The 21300-nt window shown below is 43.8% G+C and carries 31 protein-coding genes and 4 tRNA genes; 5 read left to right on the top strand and 30 right to left on the bottom strand.

Going from position 1 to position 21300, the window contains the following annotated elements:
• Window positions 1-267: 267 nt before the first annotated feature.
• Complete coding sequence (locus V7O66_RS13720) at window positions 268-1404, bottom strand: tyrosine-type recombinase/integrase (RefSeq protein ID WP_406660872.1); 1137 nt, start codon at window positions 1402-1404, stop codon at window positions 268-270.
• A 322-nt stretch (window positions 1405-1726) separates the two neighbouring features.
• On the opposite strand from V7O66_RS13720, the gene V7O66_RS13715 reads away from it, so the two are divergent.
• Entirely contained in the window at window positions 1727-2311 is a 585-nt protein-coding gene (locus V7O66_RS13715) for a flavin reductase family protein (RefSeq protein WP_406660871.1), read from the top strand.
• Between the two features lie 11 nt (window positions 2312-2322).
• Here V7O66_RS13715 and V7O66_RS13710 read toward each other — a convergent pair whose 3' ends face one another.
• A complete protein-coding gene (locus V7O66_RS13710; protein WP_406660870.1) occupies window positions 2323-2508 on the bottom strand; it encodes a 4Fe-4S binding protein in 186 nt (61 codons plus the stop codon).
• A 95-nt stretch (window positions 2509-2603) separates the two neighbouring features.
• Between V7O66_RS13710 and V7O66_RS13705 the strand changes: the two genes are divergently transcribed.
• The 4 genes from V7O66_RS13705 (at window position 2604) to V7O66_RS13690 (ending at window position 5834) form a co-directional block, all read left to right on the top strand.
• Window positions 2604-3659 carry a radical SAM protein gene (locus V7O66_RS13705; protein WP_406660869.1) on the top strand — a complete coding sequence of 352 codons (1056 nt, stop codon included), beginning with the start codon at window positions 2604-2606 and terminating at the stop codon, window positions 3657-3659.
• A gap of 107 nt (window positions 3660-3766) precedes the next feature.
• Window positions 3767-4099: a DUF2551 domain-containing protein gene (locus V7O66_RS13700; protein ID WP_406660868.1), complete on the top strand. Its 333-nt coding sequence runs from the start codon at window positions 3767-3769 to the stop codon at window positions 4097-4099.
• Between the two features lie 97 nt (window positions 4100-4196).
• Window positions 4197-5072, top strand: a complete 876-nt coding sequence (uppS, locus tag V7O66_RS13695; RefSeq protein ID WP_406660867.1) for a polyprenyl diphosphate synthase — start codon at window positions 4197-4199, stop codon at window positions 5070-5072.
• 276 nt (window positions 5073-5348) lie between these two features.
• On the top strand, window positions 5349-5834 hold the full coding sequence (locus V7O66_RS13690; protein ID WP_406660866.1) for a GyrI-like domain-containing protein: 486 nt from the start codon (window positions 5349-5351) through the stop codon (window positions 5832-5834).
• A gap of 75 nt (window positions 5835-5909) precedes the next feature.
• Here V7O66_RS13690 and V7O66_RS13685 read toward each other — a convergent pair.
• The 28 genes from V7O66_RS13685 to V7O66_RS13550 form a co-directional block, all read right to left on the bottom strand.
• Window positions 5910-5997, bottom strand: a tRNA-Leu gene (locus V7O66_RS13685).
• Window positions 5998-6065: 68 nt separating this feature from the next.
• Window positions 6066-6153 (bottom strand) — tRNA-Leu (locus V7O66_RS13680).
• A 68-nt stretch (window positions 6154-6221) separates the two neighbouring features.
• A tRNA-Leu gene (locus V7O66_RS13675) sits at window positions 6222-6309 on the bottom strand.
• A 50-nt stretch (window positions 6310-6359) separates the two neighbouring features.
• On the bottom strand, window positions 6360-7157 hold the full coding sequence (locus tag V7O66_RS13670) for a DNA-directed RNA polymerase subunit D (protein WP_406660865.1): 798 nt from the start codon (window positions 7155-7157) through the stop codon (window positions 6360-6362).
• A gap of 21 nt (window positions 7158-7178) precedes the next feature.
• The gene (locus V7O66_RS13665) at window positions 7179-7562 is read right to left on the bottom strand and encodes a 30S ribosomal protein S11 (RefSeq protein ID WP_406660864.1); all 384 of its coding nucleotides are present in this window, start codon (window positions 7560-7562) and stop codon (window positions 7179-7181) included.
• A gap of 14 nt (window positions 7563-7576) precedes the next feature.
• The gene (locus V7O66_RS13660) at window positions 7577-8134 is read right to left on the bottom strand and encodes a 30S ribosomal protein S4 (protein WP_406660863.1); all 558 of its coding nucleotides are present in this window, start codon (window positions 8132-8134) and stop codon (window positions 7577-7579) included.
• A gap of 13 nt (window positions 8135-8147) precedes the next feature.
• On the bottom strand, window positions 8148-8594 hold the full coding sequence (locus V7O66_RS13655) for a 30S ribosomal protein S13 (RefSeq protein ID WP_406660862.1): 447 nt from the start codon (window positions 8592-8594) through the stop codon (window positions 8148-8150).
• A gap of 501 nt (window positions 8595-9095) precedes the next feature.
• On the bottom strand, window positions 9096-10169 hold the full coding sequence (locus V7O66_RS13650; protein WP_406660861.1) for an MFS transporter: 1074 nt from the start codon (window positions 10167-10169) through the stop codon (window positions 9096-9098).
• 134 nt (window positions 10170-10303) lie between these two features.
• Window positions 10304-10390, bottom strand: a tRNA-Ser gene (locus tag V7O66_RS13645).
• 8 nt (window positions 10391-10398) lie between these two features.
• Window positions 10399-11403: an RNA-guided pseudouridylation complex pseudouridine synthase subunit Cbf5 gene (locus tag V7O66_RS13640; RefSeq protein ID WP_406660860.1), complete on the bottom strand. Its 1005-nt coding sequence runs from the start codon at window positions 11401-11403 to the stop codon at window positions 10399-10401.
• Between the two features lie 20 nt (window positions 11404-11423).
• A complete protein-coding gene (cmk, locus tag V7O66_RS13635) occupies window positions 11424-11951 on the bottom strand; it encodes a (d)CMP kinase (RefSeq protein WP_406660859.1) in 528 nt (175 codons plus the stop codon).
• The gene (locus V7O66_RS13630) at window positions 11952-12572 is read right to left on the bottom strand and encodes a DUF106 domain-containing protein (protein ID WP_406660858.1); all 621 of its coding nucleotides are present in this window, start codon (window positions 12570-12572) and stop codon (window positions 11952-11954) included.
• 33 nt (window positions 12573-12605) lie between these two features.
• Window positions 12606-13253, bottom strand: a complete 648-nt coding sequence (locus V7O66_RS13625; RefSeq protein ID WP_406660857.1) for an adenylate kinase — start codon at window positions 13251-13253, stop codon at window positions 12606-12608.
• A gap of 15 nt (window positions 13254-13268) precedes the next feature.
• A complete protein-coding gene (gene secY / locus V7O66_RS13620; protein WP_406660856.1) occupies window positions 13269-14756 on the bottom strand; it encodes a preprotein translocase subunit SecY in 1488 nt (495 codons plus the stop codon).
• Window positions 14757-14934: 178 nt separating this feature from the next.
• Window positions 14935-15372, bottom strand: coding sequence for an uL15m family ribosomal protein (locus V7O66_RS13615; protein WP_406660855.1), 438 nt, complete (start codon window positions 15370-15372; stop codon window positions 14935-14937).
• A gap of 5 nt (window positions 15373-15377) precedes the next feature.
• Window positions 15378-15839: a 50S ribosomal protein L30 gene (locus V7O66_RS13610; RefSeq protein ID WP_406660854.1), complete on the bottom strand. Its 462-nt coding sequence runs from the start codon at window positions 15837-15839 to the stop codon at window positions 15378-15380.
• Window position 15840: 1 nt separating this feature from the next.
• Window positions 15841-16473 carry a 30S ribosomal protein S5 gene (locus V7O66_RS13605; protein ID WP_406660853.1) on the bottom strand — a complete coding sequence of 211 codons (633 nt, stop codon included), beginning with the start codon at window positions 16471-16473 and terminating at the stop codon, window positions 15841-15843.
• Between the two features lie 10 nt (window positions 16474-16483).
• Window positions 16484-17005 (bottom strand): 50S ribosomal protein L18, encoded by a 522-nt coding sequence (locus V7O66_RS13600; protein WP_406660852.1) that lies wholly within the window; start codon window positions 17003-17005, stop codon window positions 16484-16486.
• A gap of 22 nt (window positions 17006-17027) precedes the next feature.
• Window positions 17028-17486 carry a 50S ribosomal protein L19e gene (locus V7O66_RS13595; RefSeq protein ID WP_406660851.1) on the bottom strand — a complete coding sequence of 153 codons (459 nt, stop codon included), beginning with the start codon at window positions 17484-17486 and terminating at the stop codon, window positions 17028-17030.
• A 1-nt stretch (window position 17487) separates the two neighbouring features.
• Window positions 17488-17877, bottom strand: coding sequence for a 50S ribosomal protein L32e (locus V7O66_RS13590; RefSeq protein WP_406660850.1), 390 nt, complete (start codon window positions 17875-17877; stop codon window positions 17488-17490).
• A 9-nt stretch (window positions 17878-17886) separates the two neighbouring features.
• Window positions 17887-18420: a 50S ribosomal protein L6 gene (locus tag V7O66_RS13585; protein ID WP_406660849.1), complete on the bottom strand. Its 534-nt coding sequence runs from the start codon at window positions 18418-18420 to the stop codon at window positions 17887-17889.
• Between the two features lie 15 nt (window positions 18421-18435).
• Window positions 18436-18828, bottom strand: coding sequence for a 30S ribosomal protein S8 (locus V7O66_RS13580; protein ID WP_406660848.1), 393 nt, complete (start codon window positions 18826-18828; stop codon window positions 18436-18438).
• Between the two features lie 10 nt (window positions 18829-18838).
• Entirely contained in the window at window positions 18839-18991 is a 153-nt protein-coding gene (locus V7O66_RS13575) for a 30S ribosomal protein S14 (RefSeq protein WP_406660847.1), read from the bottom strand.
• Window positions 18991-19488 carry a 50S ribosomal protein L5 gene (locus V7O66_RS13570; RefSeq protein ID WP_406662678.1) on the bottom strand — a complete coding sequence of 166 codons (498 nt, stop codon included), beginning with the start codon at window positions 19486-19488 and terminating at the stop codon, window positions 18991-18993. The genes V7O66_RS13575 and V7O66_RS13570 overlap by 1 nt, the downstream gene beginning before the upstream one ends.
• A 4-nt stretch (window positions 19489-19492) precedes the next feature.
• Window positions 19493-20203 carry a 30S ribosomal protein S4e gene (locus tag V7O66_RS13565; RefSeq protein WP_406660846.1) on the bottom strand — a complete coding sequence of 237 codons (711 nt, stop codon included), beginning with the start codon at window positions 20201-20203 and terminating at the stop codon, window positions 19493-19495.
• Between the two features lie 4 nt (window positions 20204-20207).
• Window positions 20208-20564, bottom strand: a complete 357-nt coding sequence (rplX, locus tag V7O66_RS13560) for a 50S ribosomal protein L24 (RefSeq protein WP_406660845.1) — start codon at window positions 20562-20564, stop codon at window positions 20208-20210.
• Window positions 20565-20573: 9 nt separating this feature from the next.
• Window positions 20574-20972 carry a 50S ribosomal protein L14 gene (locus tag V7O66_RS13555; RefSeq protein WP_406660844.1) on the bottom strand — a complete coding sequence of 133 codons (399 nt, stop codon included), beginning with the start codon at window positions 20970-20972 and terminating at the stop codon, window positions 20574-20576.
• Window positions 20969-21298, bottom strand: coding sequence for a 30S ribosomal protein S17 (locus V7O66_RS13550; RefSeq protein ID WP_406660843.1), 330 nt, complete (start codon window positions 21296-21298; stop codon window positions 20969-20971). Before V7O66_RS13550 ends, V7O66_RS13555 begins: the two co-directional genes overlap by 4 nt.
• Window positions 21299-21300: the final 2 nt, after the last annotated feature.

The raw sequence follows: 21300 nt of genomic DNA, 5'->3' as shown, positions 1-21300 counted from the left end.
CACATTATACTATTAATAGTTTCGCGCTGTTAACAATCAAAAATCAGCTGTATCCCATATACAGAATTGATGAAACTACCACATGTGAACTGGATAAAGCCCCGATTCCGGTTCATATGTGGTAGTTCCCTTAGCGATGCATTATGCTGAAAAGTCCCTAGCATAATGCGGTAACCCACTCCTTCGCTTTCATGACACTTGTTAGCACGTGTCAGACATACTACAATATACTTATATTTAAATTTGATGACTATTTTTAGTTACTTGTCAAAGTAATTCACCAAACTTCTCCGGATGCTTCTTAATATAATCCTTCAAAATACCCATCACATGTTGTTCATCATCCTCAACCTCATGAGCTGCTTCTGTAGTCAATGCCATTCTACAGGAAGAACAGTACTTTGAAGTTGGTCCATTCATCGTCTTGCATCTTGGACACTTGATTGGAGTTAGTGCAGGTTCTGTATCTTCTTCCTTGGTAAGACCATACATTTTTAGCAGTGCATTGTCCACCTGCTTTCCAGACATGTGGATATAGACCGATGGCATGTTGGATCCATGTACCCATCCCAGGTGTTCTTCCATCTGTGCCTGGGTGAGATGCTGTGCCAGTTCCGTGCTTCTAGAGTGCCTGAATAAGTGATTGTGTACTCGCTTCTGGATGCCTGCCTTCTTTGCCAACTTCACAATAGTGTATCTAAATGCATGATATTGGAGCTGGTTTCCGGCATTGTTGCTGCTGTTACCAACCCAGAGGTGCATGTCCGGATTGTCACGATGTGGGTGGATATCCAGCCAGGATGAGAGATAAGGCACACTTGCAATCAACCTCACTCTACGCATACCTGTTTTCCCGTTTACTGTGATTACAGCACCGTACTGATCTGGTACAATATGTTTAATTTTTATGTTTCCCATCTCGGATATCCTACACCCCGAATCATACAGGACAGCAACTATTGCTCTGTCCCTGGGGGTGATAGCTGCCTCGATCATCCGAGTGATCTCCCCCTCTGTCAACAACTCTTCAGGTATCTTTGTCTGGCTCTTCTTCACTTTGATTGATATCCAGCTGACGAGCTCAGGCTTCCCAAGCCACGTGTATAGCCTCCGGACTATACTTTTGTAATCGGTCTTTGTCCATATGCTACGATCAGAGCGTTCGATTTGCGATATCACTCTTTTGATATCTGCCTCAGTGGCAGTTGGTATATCAGTATCCAACCACGTTGCAAACATATGACAGTGGCTCAGGTACTTGATGATACGTGGTTTTGAAAGGCCATCTAAAAATAATTGGCTTTCGTACTCGAAAATTGTATCTTTACTGCTTTGACCATATCCAGCTTCTCGAATTCTGGTTTCTGCCTTTTCCAGATATCTATCGTAGTCATATATCCCCATTGACAACACCTATGTTTATTTTATATTCCACAGTTTGCCAAGCGCCCTGAAAGTAATAATAAGCATGTAAGCGAGTCTCGCAGTCCTGCCATAGGCATATACATTATTCTGATAACGATTATCCTCATACGTTTTTCAGGCACCATTGAGTACGGAGGCGATAAGCCCCAGTTGATGTATGATGTGGGGCAAATGCTTCCATTATCAGTCATCATGTTCACCATATCGACCGTTGCATCAAGGATAATGTTCCGGGGGCTGATATGATTTTACCAGTCCATTGTTCCGCAAGATTCAATATGCAGTAACGTTTTGTAAAGAAATGAGAGTGAATTTCATGAAGAAGTCCATAGGCGCAAAACCACTTGCATTCCCGACCCCCGCATGGGTCATTGGTACTTATGATATGTTCGGCAATCCAAATGCAGCTACCGTGGCATGGGGCGGAATTTCCTGCTCAGACCCGCCATGTGTCAGCATATCACTCAGAAAAGCCACTTACAGTTACACCAATATCATGGAAAAAGAGGCATTCACAGTAAACATCCCTTCGGAAGAACACGTTAAGGAAACAGACTATTTTGGAATGGTTAGTGGCGAAAATGTGGACAAGTTCGAGAAGACAGGACTTACACCTGTCAAAAGCGAACTCGTTTACGCCCCTTATATCGAGGAATTCCCACTGGTGCTTGAATGTAAAGTCGTGCACAGTTTCGAGATCGGATTACACACACAATTCATTGGAGAGATAATCGATATCAAAGCCAGTGAATCGGTGCTCAACGAAAAGGATGTACCGGACATAGAGAAGGTTAAGCCAGTACTGTTCGCACCTGAGAACAGGAATTACCACGGGATTGGTAAGTTGCTGGGAAAGGCATTTTCCATTGGCAAGATGGATGACTGATCAGGTCATCCCTATTCCATATAAACAAGTGCCTTATTGGGACAGATCTTGACACATTCCATACACCGATTACACATGCTATAATCTACCTTTGTAAAGCCATCTAACTTGTAGAGAGCTTTCTGAGGACAGACATAATCACAGCGACCGCATTTCTTGCAAGCAATGACAACTATGTAGCCTTCTTCATCTTCCATTGGACAGGATATTGGAAGAATGCTACATTAAACTGTTGAACTTCAAGGCTATGGCTTAAGTAGCCTTATATATGAATAAGAGCTTGGATGCCCTGATGAGTAAACTAACTCAAGGAGAAGAAGGCTCTTTTTATACTTTTTTGTCCGATGGCTGTAAACTCTGCCAGCAGGGTGCAAAGATGGTGCTTTTCATAACCGGCTTGTGCCCCAAGGATTGTTTTTACTGCCCAGTCTCAGAGGAGAGACGAGAGGACGTAACTTATGCGAATGAAAGAGTTGTAAATTCCGATGATGAGGTACTGGAAGAAGTCCGGCAGATGAATGCGCTTGGCACGGGGATCACCGGAGGAGAGCCACTTTTGAGGCTTGATAAGGTGCTTCATTACATCAGGTTGCTTAAGTCTGAATTCGGAGCAAAACACCACATACATCTTTATACATCCATGGCAGCAGACGCGGAAACCATTGCCAGTCTTGCATCTGCCGGACTGGATGAGATACGATTCCACCCACCTGCCAATAACTGGGATGAACTGGAAAAAAGCGGATATGTCGCTGCAATAAAGGCAGCACAAGCAACCAATATGCTAACTGGCATAGAGATCCCTTCTGTTGAAGGTGCCGAGAAGGTTGCTGATTTTGCAAGGAAGATGGACTGCTTCATCAACTTGAATGAACTGGAATTCTCAGATTCTAATGCGGAAAGGATGAAAGAACTTGGCTTCAGGCTCGAGACCGAGATATCAAATGCTGTTGAAGGATCTGCAGATATTATCAGGAAAATTGATGGAGCAAATACCAGAGTGCATTTCTGTTCATCCACCTACAAGGATGCAGTACAACTTAGAGAACGCCTGATACGTATTGCAGAAAATACCGCAAGAGAATTTGACGAGATAACAGATGAAGGTACCATTGTCTACGCCCAGATACTCTGCGAAGATACACAGGCTGTGAAGGACATAGCTAATTATATCATGGAACACGAGATCGGAGAGGAAATGATAGAAGTAAGCGGGATTTCACTGGAAACTGCCTGGTGGGTACTGGAAGAAATGGCAGATGTGATCCGAGATTACGCAAAAGAGATGTTCATTCTGGAAAGATATCCCTTTGAAGACGGACTGATAGTTGAAAAGATACCTGCTTAAAAGCCAAATTATATATGTTAGCATGCTATAAGTAGAACGATTCTCTTAGCGGTCGCAGGTTTTGTAACTTAACAACTACAATATAACTATAATATTTTAATAAGAGAATGAACATATTAGAAAAAGAGGTGTTTGTACTGGAAACGATTGAAGAGCGAGTAAGAGAGAGACTCATTAAATATCTCAGTCGCGATGATACAGGTATACGTAAAGTAGTGTTAAGATTATTCTTGAATGGTGAAAAGTTCACTACAGGTGACGTGTACGAACATCTTCACAAAACTGATTTTGATGTAAGCTACAGAGGAGTTTCTGCCATGGTTGGTCTTATGAACACAAGGCTTGGAATCCTTAGCATTGACGTTACAGGAGATCACAATATTTACCTGCTGAAGGAAGATTACAGGGATATTGTAGGAACTGTCCTGGATAATTACTAAACATATATTACAGATATATCCTACTGCGGCAAAATGTTTGCCTCCGAGAGGAGCGGATGCATTTGCCCATTTCTACCTTAATTTCAAAGACTGAGTGGTGTTTTACATTCTAAAGCATATACCACCAATAATATACAGAGGATATGAGCGTCTGCTGACACAGGAGGTTAAAAGCTCCCGGATCCCCAGGCATATTGCTATAATCATGGATGGTAACCGCAGGTACGCCCGACGATTTGGCCAGATGAGTTCCTTCGGACATAAGATAGGAGCGAACATCACCGAGAAGGTCATGGAATGGGCATGCGAGCTTGGAATTGAGCACCTGACCATCTACGCCTTTTCTACAGAGAACTTCAACCGCAGCGATGACGAGAAGGACAAACTCTTTGATCTGATACGTGTGAAGTTCGATGAGATCGTGGAAGATGAAAGGACCCATGAAAGAAAGATGCGAGTCCATGCCATCGGTGATATTGACAAGCTCCCCGAACAATTACAGGAATCCGTCAGGAACGTAGAATTCGCCACCTCAAGATATGATAAGTTCAATCTCAACGTTGCCATAGCCTACGGAGGCAGGCAGGAGATTGTACAGGCGGTCCAGGAGATTGCCACAAAGGTGAAGAGCGGAGATATGGATATCGAAGACATAAGCGAGAATACCATATCAGACCACCTTTACCCCACAGGCAAGAACGCAATCCCCGACGTAGACCTCATCATACGCACAGGAGGAGACGAACGAGTCTCAAATTTCCTACCCTGGCAGGCAAACGGCAACGAATGTGCATCCTATTTCTGCGCCCCCTTCTGGCCAGAGTTCCGCAAGATAGACCTCCTGCGCTCCATACGCACATACCAGACCCGCACAGAAGAAAAGCAACAGCATGCCACACTCCGTGCCGCACACTTCCTGAAGGTGCTTGGAAAGGCAGAGATTGAGGAAGCAAGGCATCATTCTAAAGCTTGAGGCAAGCCCCATATCATTTATCCTACTTCCGACCATACAGAGTAACAGGAAGAAAATAGTCTTCACTTTTGCAAGAATTCGCTAAAAACGAGATCGATTACAAGTGAGGATGAGTTTTTTGGACTCTGTGGAAAAACCCTCATTTTAATTAATCACAGATACCTGACTTTTTCCTGCCACACTGCCAAAAAGAGTTATTAGTGTCACTCAACTTATTATTAGTTTTTATAGTACGCATTACAGAAAACCGTTTGATACTAAAGATAGGTGATGGGTTTGGAAATTATAAAGGAACCAGAGATAACAGAACTGGAAGAAAGGAACGTAGCATATGTTTCATTTGTCGGCAACTATATGGGAAATGTCAAGGTCTTTGAAAACTTATTCGGCAAACTTTTTAGCTGGGCAGGTCCAAAACAATTGATAGGACCAAATACTCTTTTGATGTCTGCCTACTATGATGATCCGGAAGTTACTCCCACGGAAGAACTCAAGCTGGATGTGTGCATGACCATTGAAGATGACGTTGAAATTGAAGGAGATGTCAAAAAGAAAAAACTTCCAGGAGGAAAGTACGTAGTAATGCGTGCAGAACTCACAGGAGCGGAAGAGGCCCCAGCATGGGAAAAAGTCGTTGAGTGGCTGATTCAGAGTAAACTTGAAATTGATATGTCCCGGGCAAGTTATGAGATATATCTGAACTCACCCGAAGAACACACGGAAAAGCATCATATTCTTGATATATGCATGCCAGTCATGTGATAAGGTCCATGAGTATTTCTGAAGTATGAATGCTGCTCTTCACAATAGTAGCAGAGAAAATTGAAAAATAGTATTTGGTGCGGGAGGTGAGATTCGAACTCACGAACTCCTACGAGACTAGGCCCTCAACCTAGCGCCTTTGGCCTGGCTGGGCAACCCCCGCACATGATTTGCGAATAAGGTAGCTGAAGGTAAACTGAAATTGATTCAAATTAGTTTTTAAGAAGTATTTGGTGCGGGAGGTGTGATTCGAACACACGAACTCCTACGAGACTAGGCCCTCAACCTAGCGCCTTTGGCCTGGCTGGGCAACCCCCGCACATGATTTGCGAATAAGGTAGCTGAAGGTAAACTGAAATTGATTCAAATTAGTTTTTAAGAAGTATTTGGTGCGGGAGGTGTGATTCGAACACACGAACTCCTACGAGACTAGGCCCTCAACCTAGCGCCTTTGGCCTGGCTGGGCAACCCCCGCACGGGATATGCAAATAAATAATCAGGAGATTAAAAATCTCCTTTTCCGAATCAGAGGGAATCCAGGATTTCCACCATTCGGACAGCTTTGTCTTTAATATTCTTCCCTGCATTTATAATTAACTCTTCAACAGTGTATGAACCATCGGACTCCATGGTGAAAATGAATGAATTCTCATTTTCGGAGACCTTGATAGCATCAATTTCACATGCTGCCACACAGAGTTTACAGAGAATACACTTTAAGATATCGTCACCTGTAATTTCTGCGCCCTGTGGTCCGATTTTAATTATATTCTGCGGGCATTCAGATACACATTTGGCACATTCATCACAGTCGTTGAATGCAACCATTGGCATATTCTTGTAGCCACAGGCAACGCCTGCCTGCCATCTTGCATGATCATGGCCGTAGCCCATATGAGCGATGGCTTCGAGCACAACCTTCTGACCTTCCTTAAGATCAATGATAGGAATATTCTTATCAGCAGGTTGAATCTTTTCATCGGACGATACGAAATCGCCCGAGTAGACCATCTTTGGACCCTCAGCACTCAATGTGAGGGCAACCATACACGCAGGGCATCCTGCGCCATCACAGCTACATTCATCTACAGGTACGAACTCTTCAATGTCTGTTGTTAAAGGTATGAGAGAAAGTCTCAATCCAAGCTGTTCATCAAAGAGAACAGATGTGTTGTTGTAAAGATTTACATATTCGATTGCAAGAGTAGGTACGTCGGAGAGCGCTGCCCTCCTAATACCGTTTGCAAAAGCTGCACTTGTGTTCGACAACACGAACTTTGCAGATCTCTCTGATAGCTCCAGTATGTCTACTTCCATTGTCATGAGTTCATATCCATTAATAGATTATACCCTTCTTCCGCCTTTTGGACGAGTTCCATCGTGAGGAACAGGTGTAACATCCTGTATTCTTCCAATCCTGATACCTGCTCTGGCAAATGACCTGATAGCTGCCTGTGCTCCAGGACCTGGGCTTCTCTGCTTGTTTCCACCAGGTGCACGCACCTTGATGTGGACGCCTTCGATTCCCTTGTCTTTGAGTATATCTGCAAGCTGGCTTGCCATCTGCATAGCAGTATATGGTGAGCTTTCATCACGTGCGGCCTTTACGACCATTCCACCAGAGGACTTTGCAATTGTCTCTGCTCCGGTGATATCAGTTATTGTGATAATAGTGTTATTGAATGAGCACTTGATGTGCGCTACGCCCCAAATTCCACTTGTTGCCATATCTTATTCCTCCTTTATTCCTCTGCAACAACAGCTGCTGCCACCTGTGCTGGCCTTTCCGGATGGGACTCAGTTGTAAGTGGTGATTGGCCATAGTATTCAATAAGCATTTCTTCCTTCTTGGAGATCAGCATACTTGGTACAGTTGCCTTCTTGCCGTTGATTGCAATGTGGCCGTGTGTAATGAACTGCCTTGCCTGCTTAGGAGTGCGTGCCAGGCCAAGTCTGTGGACCTGTGTCTGCAACCTGCGCTCCAGAATTGCATCGGTCTGCAGTCCGAGAACATCATCAATGTTTGCGTCAGAGCCAAGAAGTGAATAGCGAATAAGTCTTGCAAGGATCTGGTCGGTTTCGGTCTTAAGGTGGCCGGTAGGTTCGGACTCTGCAGATTCTGCCAGAAGTCTGCGTGCATCTGACCTGTATCTTCTCAGAATGCTGTGTGCCTTCCAGAGTTCCTTCTTGTTACGAAGACCATACTTTTTAACGAGTTCAAGTTCACTTGCCATCCTGGCAGCCTGCCAAGGATGTTTAGGAGTGTCATAACTCTTTCTTTTTTTGCCTGGATATCCCATAATGTCACCTCAATTACTTTTTCTTGCTCACACCAATGGTGGAACCACGCCTTCCGGTGGATTTGGTTCTCTGACCTCTGCACTTAAGGCCTCTCTCATGCCTGAGACCACGGTAAGCCCTTACCTTCTTAAGGTTGTTAATATCCTCTCTGAAGGTCATGATGATATCCTGGCCAAGCAAATGCTTGTCATCTCCAGTGATGGGATCCATCTGTCTGTTAAGCATCCATGTAGGTACGTTTGTTTCAAATTCAGTAATAGCTGTATCGAGTTTTGAAACATCTTCATCTGGAAGATAACCAATAACTGCTTTTGGATCGATCCCAGTGTTGTCTATGATAATTCTTGCAGTCCTTAATCCTACACCACGAATACCTGTCAGCGCATACATAACTGGCTGACTACCCTGCAGGTCAGTATTCATGATACGGACGAGGTGTCTTATTTCTTCATCTGCCATTTAATTTCCTCCTTAAGAATGCTTTTAGCATCCTGGTAGCCTCGAATATATCAGACTTCGAAGCCCCCCCGGTTTCGGGGTGTGAATTCTAAAAATATAGAACACAACTCGCGTGTATATACTATTTTTCGTATTTAACGTTATTCATCAAAATAGCACAAACATAGAGAGCCAAAACTAGCAGTTAATTGCTTAAAGCTCTTTTCCTGATTTTCGGAAATATCTGAAAAATGCATGGAAAGAATGGGTTGCAGTCCAGGATGGTTAGAAGGGCGTAAAAGGTATCCTGAACTGCACTATGTGGTTTTCATATGGAAGGAATCATTTGGTAAACCACGTTCGCCAGGTTGGTTTGTATTTAGGCAAAAAATAAACTGACTCTATTGTATATATGTGTAACGCTGTTAACTGTGCGAAAATTATACTGGAAAAACTTGTAAATAATAAAGAAGCTGCAGAACAATGAAATTCATAAATTACTGCAAATTTACAGCACATCAATTAAACATTTGCAACAAAACGATCCATCATTCTGAAAATAGCAGCCCCTAATACCATACATATTATTGCGAAGAACATGGTTTCCCGAAACCCATATGAATGGAGTAAAAACCCACCCATGCCAGCACCTAGGATACTTCCGGCAGATATGGTCGAATTAAGTATGCCAGTGGCAGTTGCCTTCTCCAAATTACGCTCTATCAAAAGGCGAGTAGCGCCCACAAAGAGGAAGGACCACCCAAGGGCCACAAGGACCATACCCGGAATGATGAAAACAAAACTGGGAGCCAGATAATAACTTGTAAAAGCCAAGGCAGACATGATAAAGCCCCATCTTACAAGCCACTCGTTTTTGAAGTCATCGAGCCTTTGCATTATGATGAATTGTACGAAAGGATTTATAGCGTATATCACACCAATCCAGAAACTGGATGCACCCAGGCGGACAAGATACAGCGGTAGTATGGTCCAGACTGCCACTGCACCAGTATGCCTGACAAAAATGGACATATAGGTTGCAAAGTTCTTCCGTAACGTATCAAGTGAAAAGTAACTGACCTTAACAGATGGTTTCTCAATATCCTTAAGTCCGAAAGCTGCAAAGAATGCTATGCAAAAAAATAACGAAGAAAGCATGAACAGATATTTGATATCACCGATAACTCCCGCTAGCAGAAATCCCAACATCCACCCAAGCGAACCAAATGAAATGAATTTGCCGACACTCCTTCCCTGATAATGAACATAAATAGTAAGTGCAGCAGGATAAATACCCACGCTAAAGCCTGCTAACCCTCGCAACAGAGCAAGTGAAAGTGCATCGTATGCAAACGTCTGCAGGTAAAATACCAGTGCTGCAAACAACATACCCACTAGAACAATTGGGCGCAAACGATGAATATCTGCCACCTTTCCGAATATGAAGGAAGATAACAAAGAGGCAGCACCATAACATGCAACTATAAATCCGACTTCCAGATATGAAGCACCCAATGATTCCGCAAAAATAGGAATAAAGACATAGGAAAGCATAAAAGAAGAACTTATCAGGAATTGGATACTGTTTAATCTCATTTTCTTAGAAGTCAGAAACCTACGCGACTACTTTAATGTATTGAAAATTGTGCATGATTGCAGGAAACCATGATATGAGAAATAACTCGTTTAAAAATAGTAAGGCAATTAGTTAATAACAATAATAAAAAGAATGGCGCCGAAGGGGGGATTCGAACTCCCGAGGGGCGGATGCCCCACAAGCTTTCCAGGCTTGCGCCCTACCGCTAGACTACCTCGGCACGCGGAATTATGCTGACTTACTATGCCAGCATTTCGGATAAGTACCACTATCCATTATTACTCTTTCGGTCACAGCTGCAATTCCATGCTCAGAATTAAGCATTTCTTCCGAATCCATCATGGATTTGCACATGGCAACAGCCTCCCCTTTTAAAGTAAACAGGCAAATGGTGTCATCCTTTTTGATATTTTTATCAAGACTGAGTATTCCCGGCACAGCAAATGCCGCACCATTACATACCGCATCTACGGCACTATCGCGAACAATGATCTTAGGCAGATGGCTCAGACCTTCCTCCATTGGCCTTATGCACTTTCGAAGGTATGATTCATCCCCGTCCTCTTTCCAGAAAACATAGGCATCCTTCAATTCGTGTAAGGTCACGAGAGAATCCTCCCTGAAAGGACCAGTCTTGGTCCTGCGAAGCTGCTGCATATTGGCGCCGCAGCCCAATACCAGCCCAATATCATGACATAACTTGCGAATATACGTACCGGCCTCACAGCCAACCTTCATGAGTACGAACTTATCCTTTACGTCGAGAACTTCCAGGTAGTATATAGTCCTCACACGCAAAGCACGCTTAACCGCAGAGATTATCGGTGGTATCTGGAAGATCGGACCTGTGAAATCCTTGCAGACACGCCTGACCTTTTTCTCAGGAATGGATTCATGGATGCGCATCATGCAGATGTATTCCTTACCAGACAAACGCAGGGCTGAAACTACCTTGGTCGCCCTGCCTAACATAATCGGAAGCACGCCAGTCACTATAGGATCGAGGGAACCAGAATGACCAGCCCTGTTCAGCTCAAGGATATCCTTGACCCAGGCTGTGACCTCATGGCTTGTGGGACCCACGGGCTTATCAAGATTGAGAACACCCATTTCAATGTACACCCTAATGGGGCGATCGGCAGGAATACACCCATAAGCAGGGTCAGTTACTCCACTCGCTTTGTGAACAAGCTCACGTGGATATTCCGATGGCAGTCTATCATCATATTTCATGCAAAACCTACTTCAAAAATCTAATTATCAGAATAATTATCTATTGCACAGGAGATAATATCTGCTATCTGGAACTGGTCCCATTTTAGAGAATCTATTACCAGGTCATATACAGAAAGATCAGATATATCAATGTCATATATAGTACTATACCGAGTGGCTTCAGAGGCTTCACGTCCCACAGTCTCTTCGAGTCTATCATCAAATGAACCAGACTCGCGCCCAACTATCCTTCGTACCCTCTCATCCACAGGAGCCTTGACCCAGATCTTCAAAGCCTTTTTGGCCATGTGACCTGCAAGTCTGCCTTCAAGAATTATATTATCCCTTGTATTGGCAATTTCTTTCTGGCGCTCATCTATCTTCAGATCAATGGAATCATCAGACTCTGCAAGGGCACCAAATTCTGCAAGGTCCATTTCATACTCCTTGGCAAGAGAACGGAAAACCTCCCCGGCAGAGATCATTTCAAGGCCATACCTTTCAGAAATAATACGGGAAACGGTGGTTGTACCGCTGCCCGGAAGACCACTTATAGTCAGTAACACTTATACTCCACCAACACCAAGTGCTTTTCTTACCAGCTGACTCACTGCCAGTGAAGAAATGAAATACCAGAATATCCAGTACTGGAAGGGTCCAAGAACAGTATCAGTCAATATCTGCGTCCCCCAGAAAGGGAAAACGAAGGATGCAGCTGCATGGCCTCTAATGTAATAGTATGCCCACATGAAAAGAGGCAGAGAGATGATACTTATGTATGCCATTGGCTTGAATTGCTGTTTTGACATCTCCATCTGGTCGCCCATCATCTTGTTGCGTTCCTCTTCCATTTTCTTAACGAGCGCAGTGTTATTGGAAAGCTGAGCTTCCCTGAAGTCCTTCTGGAATACCTTCATCTTTTCCTGGGTATTACGCATCATATCCCAGTCAATGGTATATTTCTGGATCAAAGATGCATAAAGAGCGGTTATAGATGCCATGATGAACAATACTATATGGAAATTACCAGCACCCAGAAGCGATACTAACGGGTCCATAATATAACCGACCGATCGGCCCAGTGAATCCCTGAAATCCTGGCCCAGTATCATGATTCCCAGCATCAATGATATACCAAAGGCCAGCAGGAATTGATTCGTTTTTTTCTTAAATTCATCACTTACCATAGAAATCGTCACCTGACATCTAAAATAAATTGTTTATTTATATTGATCCATTACTTTACAGATATCTGCAAATACCCCATCAACAGTACCTGTACCATCAATGTTCACGAGTATCCCAAGATTTTCATAGTAATTGATCAAAGGCTTTGTTTTTTCATTGTAGGTTGTGAGTCTCTGCCTGATAACGTTTTCTTTGTCATCATCCCTCTGATAGAGTTCAGAGCCACATGCATTACAGACATCTTCCTTTTCAGGAGGATTGAACTTCATGTGATAACTCTCACCACATGAGCACGTGCGACGTCCACCAAGCCTTGCCACAAGCTCATCATCTGATACATCGATGTTTAGTACAGCATCGAGTGGCTTGTTGATTTCCCCAAGTATTGATGCGAGTGCATCAGCCTGAGGAATGGTTCGGGGATAGCCATCCAGAAGATAGCCCACTTCACAATCAGACTCGTTTATCCTGTTCTTAATAAGGCCAATAAGGACCTCATCAGGAACAAGTTCACCTTTGTCCATGTATTCCTTTGCCTTCATACCAAGTTCAGTACCATCGCGAACATTTGCACGAAGTATATCACCTGTTGATATGTGTGGAATATCATACTGTTTTGACAGTTCTTTTGCCTGGGTGCCTTTTCCTGCACCCGGCGGACCAAATAATACTATGTTCATAATCACACCGCTCCATTACTGTCCAAAGAAGGAACGCATCATAGGGTGCATTTCCATCATTTGCTCGGATGCTATATCCTCATAGAGACGGTATACGATACTCACAGTAAGCAACAGACCAGTACCACCTGCACCACCAAGGGTACCAAGCAGACTCGCAATAAGGGTCAAAAGACCTATAAATGCTCCTCCGATAACCGTCACCTTTGGAATGTACCTGATCATGACCTTCTCAATACTTCCTATGTTCCTTCTAAAACCAGGAATCTGCATGCCTGAATTGAATATCTTCTGCGCAGTTGGTTTAGCACCCATGCCAGTAGTCTCGATCCAGAACAGAGCAAATATAATACCTCCACCGATCAGGAACAGAGCATCAGTAAATACGTGGAGACCAATCTGCCAGATTGCAGGTACCGGTGCACCATAACTGCTGAATGACTGCCTGACAAGGGAAGGTATCCAGTCATAAGGACTGTGGATAGGAGCAAGGTAATACATAATACCATTGATCGGGTTTGAGCCCGAAAATTCCCCGAGGAAGGTAATACCTCTGCTACTCAGGAGAAGTCCTATCATCTGTATATTTGCCTGCAGTGCCCTTACAAGGATCATTGGCAGAACTGAAGCATATATGAGTTTAACAGGGAACTTTCCTCTTGCACCCCTCACTGAGCTGTGTGCCAGTGGGATCTCGATACGAGTACTTTCTACATATACTACAAGCAGGAAGATAACAACAGTACTCACAAGAGCAAGGATACCACCATTTATCAGCGTGAACATGATACCTTCACCCGATAAGAAGTAGCCTACGCCTACATTTGGCACCACATCAGTTATGATATGGACCCATTTTGGGAAGAAACCCGTAGGCATTCCAGCGGAATCTGCAGTCCAGTTGAAAAGACCTGTCACGATCTGCTGGGAAACACCAGCTACGATGAACAAACCTACACCCGAACCAATACCCCATTTGGAAACGACCTCGTCCATGAAAAGAACAAGTACGCCACCAATGCATATCTGAATGAATATGATCAATGTAATGATACCGGCGCCAACCCCAAGAGTCGCGGCTAACCCCAGATCAGGTTGAATAAAGCCTCCTGCTATCTGTGGCAGAGCCTCAAGAACAATCATTACAAATACCATGAACTTCTGCGCACCCTGGAAAAATGCCTGGTCCGCAGGATTGGACATGTCAAGTTTGATCACATCAGCGCCAACCAATAGTTGGAGGACGATAGAAGCAGTAACAATGGGACCGATACCAAGAAGTATCAATGATCCTGATGCTCCTGCAAAGAAGGCTCGATAAGATTCAAACAGATCTATCGAATCTGCTGACAGTCCAAATAGAGGCACGTTTGCAAGCGCAAAGTAGAGGACAAGAATACCAAGCGTCCACATCAACTTGTTCTTGAAATGTACATGCCCCTCAGGACTTGCAACCGCGGGTAATCTATTAAAAATTGGTTCCAAACTTTCCTTAAGACTCATTAATTCCACCCTTTGAATGGGAATTTCATACAATCATTTTGATAAAATTCCATAACAATTATGATAAAGTATACCCAGATGGTCCTACTGGTTAATAAATATGTACCATAAAAAGATCAATAAATAAAAAAAAACATTTATGTTTTAGCATAAATGAAATAAGTAATGCCTAATGGCATTACTCTTCAAATCCTATACAGGATCCACCTGCGTCTTCGATTTTAGCCCTTGCGGTAGCAGAGAATGTTTTTGCAGTTACAGCCAGTTTCTTTGAAACTATACCTGAGCCCAGAACTTTCTCGATATCAAGGTCCGAAAGGTTAATGTTGTAAACACCATCATTGATTTCTGCAAAACCATCATCAACAAGCTGGCTTGCAAGTTCATCAATTTCCCCAACATTAACTATGGAAACATCCCTGAGCATCTTCAAAGGACGAGTAAATCCCTTCTGATGACCACGCTGGTAGCCCAATTTCTGTGCAAGAGTTGCATGGTGCTTGTTCTCACCACATTTACCCCTTCCACCACGGTTTCCTGCACCACGTCTGTTCTTAGTGGTACCGCCGCCGCAGGTTCTTGAGCCCCTGAACTTCTTGGTTTTTTCCTTTGACATGAAAACTACCTCATCTTGTTCAATAATGCATTGATGTTTTCGCCATGGTTACCCAGAACGCCACCCTGCTGAACAGTTCTCTTGATACCTGCATGTCCTTTTCTTGGAGGGTGCAGTCTGAAAACCGGCTTGAGCTGTGGAACGTCCTTAAGAGTTGCATTACCATCACATACAGCCTGTGCAAATGATTCGATAGAATCGTAGTCAGTGCTCTCAACAACATATTCGTTGGTAAGTCTTGCACCTCCCTGGAGTCTACCGCGGTTTTCAAGCATTGCTGTAAGAGTTTCAGCGTCAATCACGCCATATGCCGTATAATCCTTTACCTTCTGGATCATTCCGGTGTTATGAGGATTGTCACTTAATAGAACACAGTGGTTCACCCTGTGTAAGCGAAGCATCTTGAGGGTATCTTCGATGGTCCCTCTGACGTTCACATTACCACGTACCCTAACTAAAGCGTACATTTCAGGCCTCCTTTTCCATCTTTGCAGGCATTCTTACCATACCTGCGTTGTGAAGTGCGTTGAATGTTGCCTTTGCAAAGTTCAAGGTAGTTCTTGTAGTACCTTCGGTCCTTGTCCAGACATCTTTGATACCTGCCTTCTCAAGAACTTTCCTTGCAGTATCACCTGCAGCAAGACCAAGCCCACGTGGTGCTGGCTTCAGTTCTACAAGAACACTGCCTGCCTTACCACGTACCTGTGAAGGTACTGTGTGCTCAAGTCCGCATGCGCATTCCCATGAACCGCATCCGCGCTTTACCTTAATGATATTGATTTTAGCATTATCAATTGCCTTTCTGATAGCAGGACCGACCTGCACATCTTTTGCCTGTCCAAGACCAACAAAACCGTTTCCGTTTCCTACGATTACGGTAGCTCTGAATTTAACACGGCGGCCAGAGTCAGTCATCCTCTGGACCATGTTAATATCAAGCACCTCATCCTCAAGATCAGGCAATAGGATATCGATTATCTTGGATTCTCTCACAGGAAGACCGGATTCAATTGCTTCGTCCATGGAAGTAATCTGCCCTTCTTGAACGAGGTTTCCAAGTCGGGTCTGTGGAACCCATTCTTTTTCATACTCATATGCCATAAATAATCACCTAGTTGAAGTCAGCAGAGATCTTTTCCTTAACTGCATCGAACAGTTCAGGTAAATTTGATCCTTCCACATATTCTGCTACATGTTCTCCTCTCACTCTCTCATCTGACGGGAAGACAGATGTGCTGTGAGGAATCTCAAAACCAGAATCTACTATGCCTTTTAAGGTTGCATATACACGTGATCCTGGAGATGATGCCTGAAGTCCTATGTCAAGGACACCATACTCATGTCCATTACCCAAAGCCCTGTAGCCAAATAACAGACCAGTAAGATATGCAGCTGTTGTATTTCCAGTAGCTGCACTATATCCATACTTTGAAAGTTCTGTTGAAATTGCAGATGAAAGGGTTACATCCCCTTCAGGTTTAGGAGCTACAAGCTGAACCTGCATGTGCCTTGAACTCTTGCGCACAACCACACGATCTTCTTTTGAAAGAAGTAATCTTAATCTGTGGTGGTAATTAGTGCGGCCTTCCCTACGTCGCCTAAATGCGACTTTATATCTGGGACCTGTTGCCATAATTAAATCCTCCGATAATTAATTATTCCTTGCCCTTTATGAGCTTCTCGGATTCCAAGTGTGATTCAAGGTGAGCTACACTACGATATTCGCCACCCTTTGCCTTACGATAGACTTTGCAATAGGTGGATTTGTCGAGTGAACCATCAGCACGCATTTCCTTAAGCTTCTTCCTTATAGCACGGATCTTCTTCATCCATTGCTCTTTACGAGGATTACGTGCACCCTTTCTACCCTTTCTCTTACCGTGTCCTTTGCGGTGCCCATACTTACGCTTGGCATCTCTTTCTCTTGCACGTCCGCGGCTAACACCCTTAACAGGTATTGCTTTGACACTGCCAGCTTCGACGAGCTCACGTATATCAGCCCTTGTGATAGCTACAGCAATATCGGCAGATGCTTCAGGGTCAAGCCAGACCCTGTGAACACCACAGCCAAGAACTTCAGAGGCAATCCTCTTTTGGTTTGTCAGATCAGTCATCTCATTCACCTCTTGTTGGGTTAAAGACCTTGATACCAAGTTCTGAAGCCTTTGCTTCGATGATTGCTTTCTTCCTACCACCGACAGTTGCGGAAATTCTGATTGCCTCAGTAGCTGCATCAATGTTATCCAGATCTGCAACTGTGTTTACAAGAACATCATAGTATCCGGATGGGTGTAAACCCTTGACAGCTGTAGGACTACCATAGCCTGCTTGAACAACTGGACCCTTACACTTAATGCCTCTGCGCATCTTGCCCTGGAGACCTCTTGGACGTCTCCAGTTGTTGTCCAGACGCTTGTATTTGTGAGCATCAGCTCTTTTGAAATTTGGCTTCTTAGCCTTCTGGACTTTTCTTACCTTGAAAAGGCGTTTGATATTATCATTCATTCAAATCACCTACACTATCTTCTCCACTACGTATATTCCATCCTGGAACACACGTGGATCAAACCTCTTTATCTTGGTAGCCTGCTCGATGTTAGCTGCGGTCTGACCAACATCCTCCTTATTGATACCTGTGACAATTACTTCATCAGCACTTGTCTTTACAGTAGTATCTCCAAGGATATTTGCAGTCCTTGGTTTCTTCTCACCAAGGAAATTGGAAATTGTCAGCCTTTTGCTTTCCACCTTAAGTTGCATAGGGAAGTGAGCATAAACAACCTTCATGCGATACTCAAAACCATCGGTTACACCTTTGACCATGTTATCAACATGTGAAGTGAAAGTTCCGACCATTGCTTTCTGAGCCTTCTTTAAGGATCCCGTGTCCACAACAATCTCTGAGTCAGTCACTTCCAGATTGATGCCTGGATACCAGAACTGCCTTTCATTCTTGCCTTTTGGTCCTGATGTAGAAAGGACTTTCCCTTCATACGTGACGGTTACACCATCTGGAATTGGGATTGTTTTCTTGATCTCTTTTGCCATGACATCACCTTTCCATCAGTACACATATGCAATTAATTGTCCACCGACATTATTCTCACGAGCTTCGTACTGTGATATGACACCCGTTGAGGTTGTCAATATAAGTGTACCGAAGTTCTTCGCTGGAAGGTACTGCTTTTCCCATCTTTCGAAATCAGCTGCACCAACTGAATAACGTGGCTTGATAGCACCACATTTGTTGATTCTACCAATAAGTTCTACCTTGTAAGTTCCTGCTTTGCCATCTTCAACAAACTCGAATTCACCAACATATCCACGGGACTGCATTACCTTTAGGACAGTGCCAATCAGTTTTGATGCTGGCTTGATACTACAGGAGCTTTTTCCTACAGCCTCTGCATTCTTTATAGTTGATAAAGCATCTGCAAGAGGATCTAATAATACCATATCTTCCACCTCACGTGTTTTTCACAAATCCCATATCGCGGGCTACTTCACGGAAACAGTGTCTGCAAAGATAAATTCCATATTTCCTTACCAGACCTTGTTTTCTTCCGCATCTTTTGCACTCGCTTGCGCCCCGTCCAAAATTCTTAGTGGTACGAACCATTACATAACCTCCACCGAATATTTGTCTTTAAAGAAGGTGATTGTATCTTCCTTTGTGATCCTGTGTGACGTAGGAATCTTTCTCTTTACAATCCTTCTCTTATTGATCCTGTAGCCAGGGCGATTCACGACAACATTGATGTCCATACCAAAGATACCAATGTTCGGATCGTATCTCATACCAGGATAATCGGTATGTTCTTCGACACCGAAAGCAACGTTTCCGTATTTGTCAAACTGAGAAGCTCGAAGCTGGCTCTCAATGATACCAAGTGATGTCTTAAGGAACTCTTCGGCACGTTCGCCTCTGAGAGTTACCTTACATCCGATTGGTTCACTCTTCTTGATGCTGAATGCTGGAAGTGTTCTTTTTGAATAAGTCCTGACAACGGACTGCTTTGTGATCTCTCCGAGGATGTTTTCTGCATCCACAAGGTGCTGACCACTTTCTCCAACACCCATGTGAACTACGACCTTCTCAACAACAGGTGATCTCATAGGATTATTCAACCACTTCACCACCTAATTTGATCTCAGGTTCATCCTCACCGATAACTACCACATAGTCTTCAACTGTCTCGAAGTCATATGCACCGGATATTGAAACAGTGTTGTGCTTTGAACTGCGAACAGTGTTGATCTCTTTGATAGTACCGGTCTCTCCAGTATGCTTCCCGCCAACGATCAATGCAAGGTTACCTACCTCGTACTTGATGTGCTTGACAACTTCCTTGCCAGGAAGTGAAAGAATAATGGAGTCCTTTGCCTTGTAATCATTTGAACCAATGATGTTTGTACCATCGTTGAGATTCAATTGTACTGCTCCACCCTTAATGGTGGTCTTATCATCGATTCTGCAGAGCTTGTTAGCGTTTATATCATCCAGTTTGTGAAGCATAAGCCTTCCCTTACGATCCAACAGGACGCGATATGCTACATTCTCTAATGGGAAGGACACTACATCCAATAATCCCACAGGGAACCTCAGATCCTTTCTGACAATTCCGTCAACAAGAATCTTACCTTCAGATAGGATGCGCTTTGCTTCTGCACGATTATCAACTACACCCAACATGTCCCTAAGAACTACAGCGAGAGGAATACTCTGCTGTTGGTTATGTGGACCAGGCCTTGCTGATGTGATCCATTTATTGGATTTCTTTGATATCTGCCAGCTGTTTGGGACAGATATTCTTTTCTGATGTTTACCCACAGAATCACCTATTCCTACTGATTATTGCTTCTCTGCGATCGTCCTTCATTTCAAGGGATGTGATAATTACTTTTGAGGGGTAGAGTGGCCTTGGCACCTCAGTTCCGTCTGCTTTTGAAACGGATACACCTTCAACTACAATTGTCCCATGTTTTAAGGAGATTGCTTCTACTATTCCTGTTGTACCAGCATGGTCACCGCGTGTTACCTTTACAGTGTCGCCAACTACCACATTTGCAGATCTGCTACCATATTTACCACGAAGGTCCTTTGAAAGGGGAGCACCCATGTATCTCTGCCTGATGTGAAGAGGAGCGTTGTACCTTGCTTTCCTCTGTTTTCTTGGTTGATTTGATACCATTTCCTCACCTCATGCTACAGTAGATGCAGTGGTACCGATCTTTGGAAACCTTTCTGCTGCTTCTCTTGCCACAGGACCCTTGAAATCAGTTCCCTTTGGGATTCCATCTTTGTCGACAATAACGACAGCGTTATCTTCGAATGAAACCCTAAGACCATCGGGACGGCGGAATTCCTGCTTCTGGCGGATTACAACTGCCAGGAGGATCTGCTTGCGCATCTCAGGTGTACCCTTCTTAACAGATACGACACACATATTTCCTACACCAGCTTTTGGCATCCTGTTCTTGACACCTCTGTAACCTTTTACGGAGATTATCTCAACTACACGTGCACCTGTATTGTCCACACAGTCGATCTTTGCTCCTGCATTTAAAGAACGTGGAACTTTAGATCTAATGCCCCTCATGCCTGAGCCTCCGCTTTAACGACCACATATGATTTAGTCTTGCTAAGCGGCCTGCACTCTGCGATTGTTACAACATCTCCTACCTTTGCACTGATGCAGGAAGGATTATGTGCGTGAATCTTAGATTGCCTCTTTTCATATCTCTGATACTTCTTAATAAGGATCTCATGCTTTCGCTGGATGACCACAGTCTTGTCCATCTTATCGCTTACAACAGTCCCAACTAGGACCTGACCGCGAATAGGGAGTTCCCCATGGAATGGACAGTTTATATCGTCACACTCCTTTTCTGGAGCAGGGACATCCAGTCCGATATCTTTTGCCATGA

The organism is Methanolobus sp. ZRKC3, assembly GCF_045291275.1.
Classification (GTDB): domain Archaea; phylum Halobacteriota; class Methanosarcinia; order Methanosarcinales; family Methanosarcinaceae; genus Methanolobus.
Note: the sequence above shows the minus strand (reverse complement) of the source record. Positions and strands in the feature narration are given on the sequence as shown.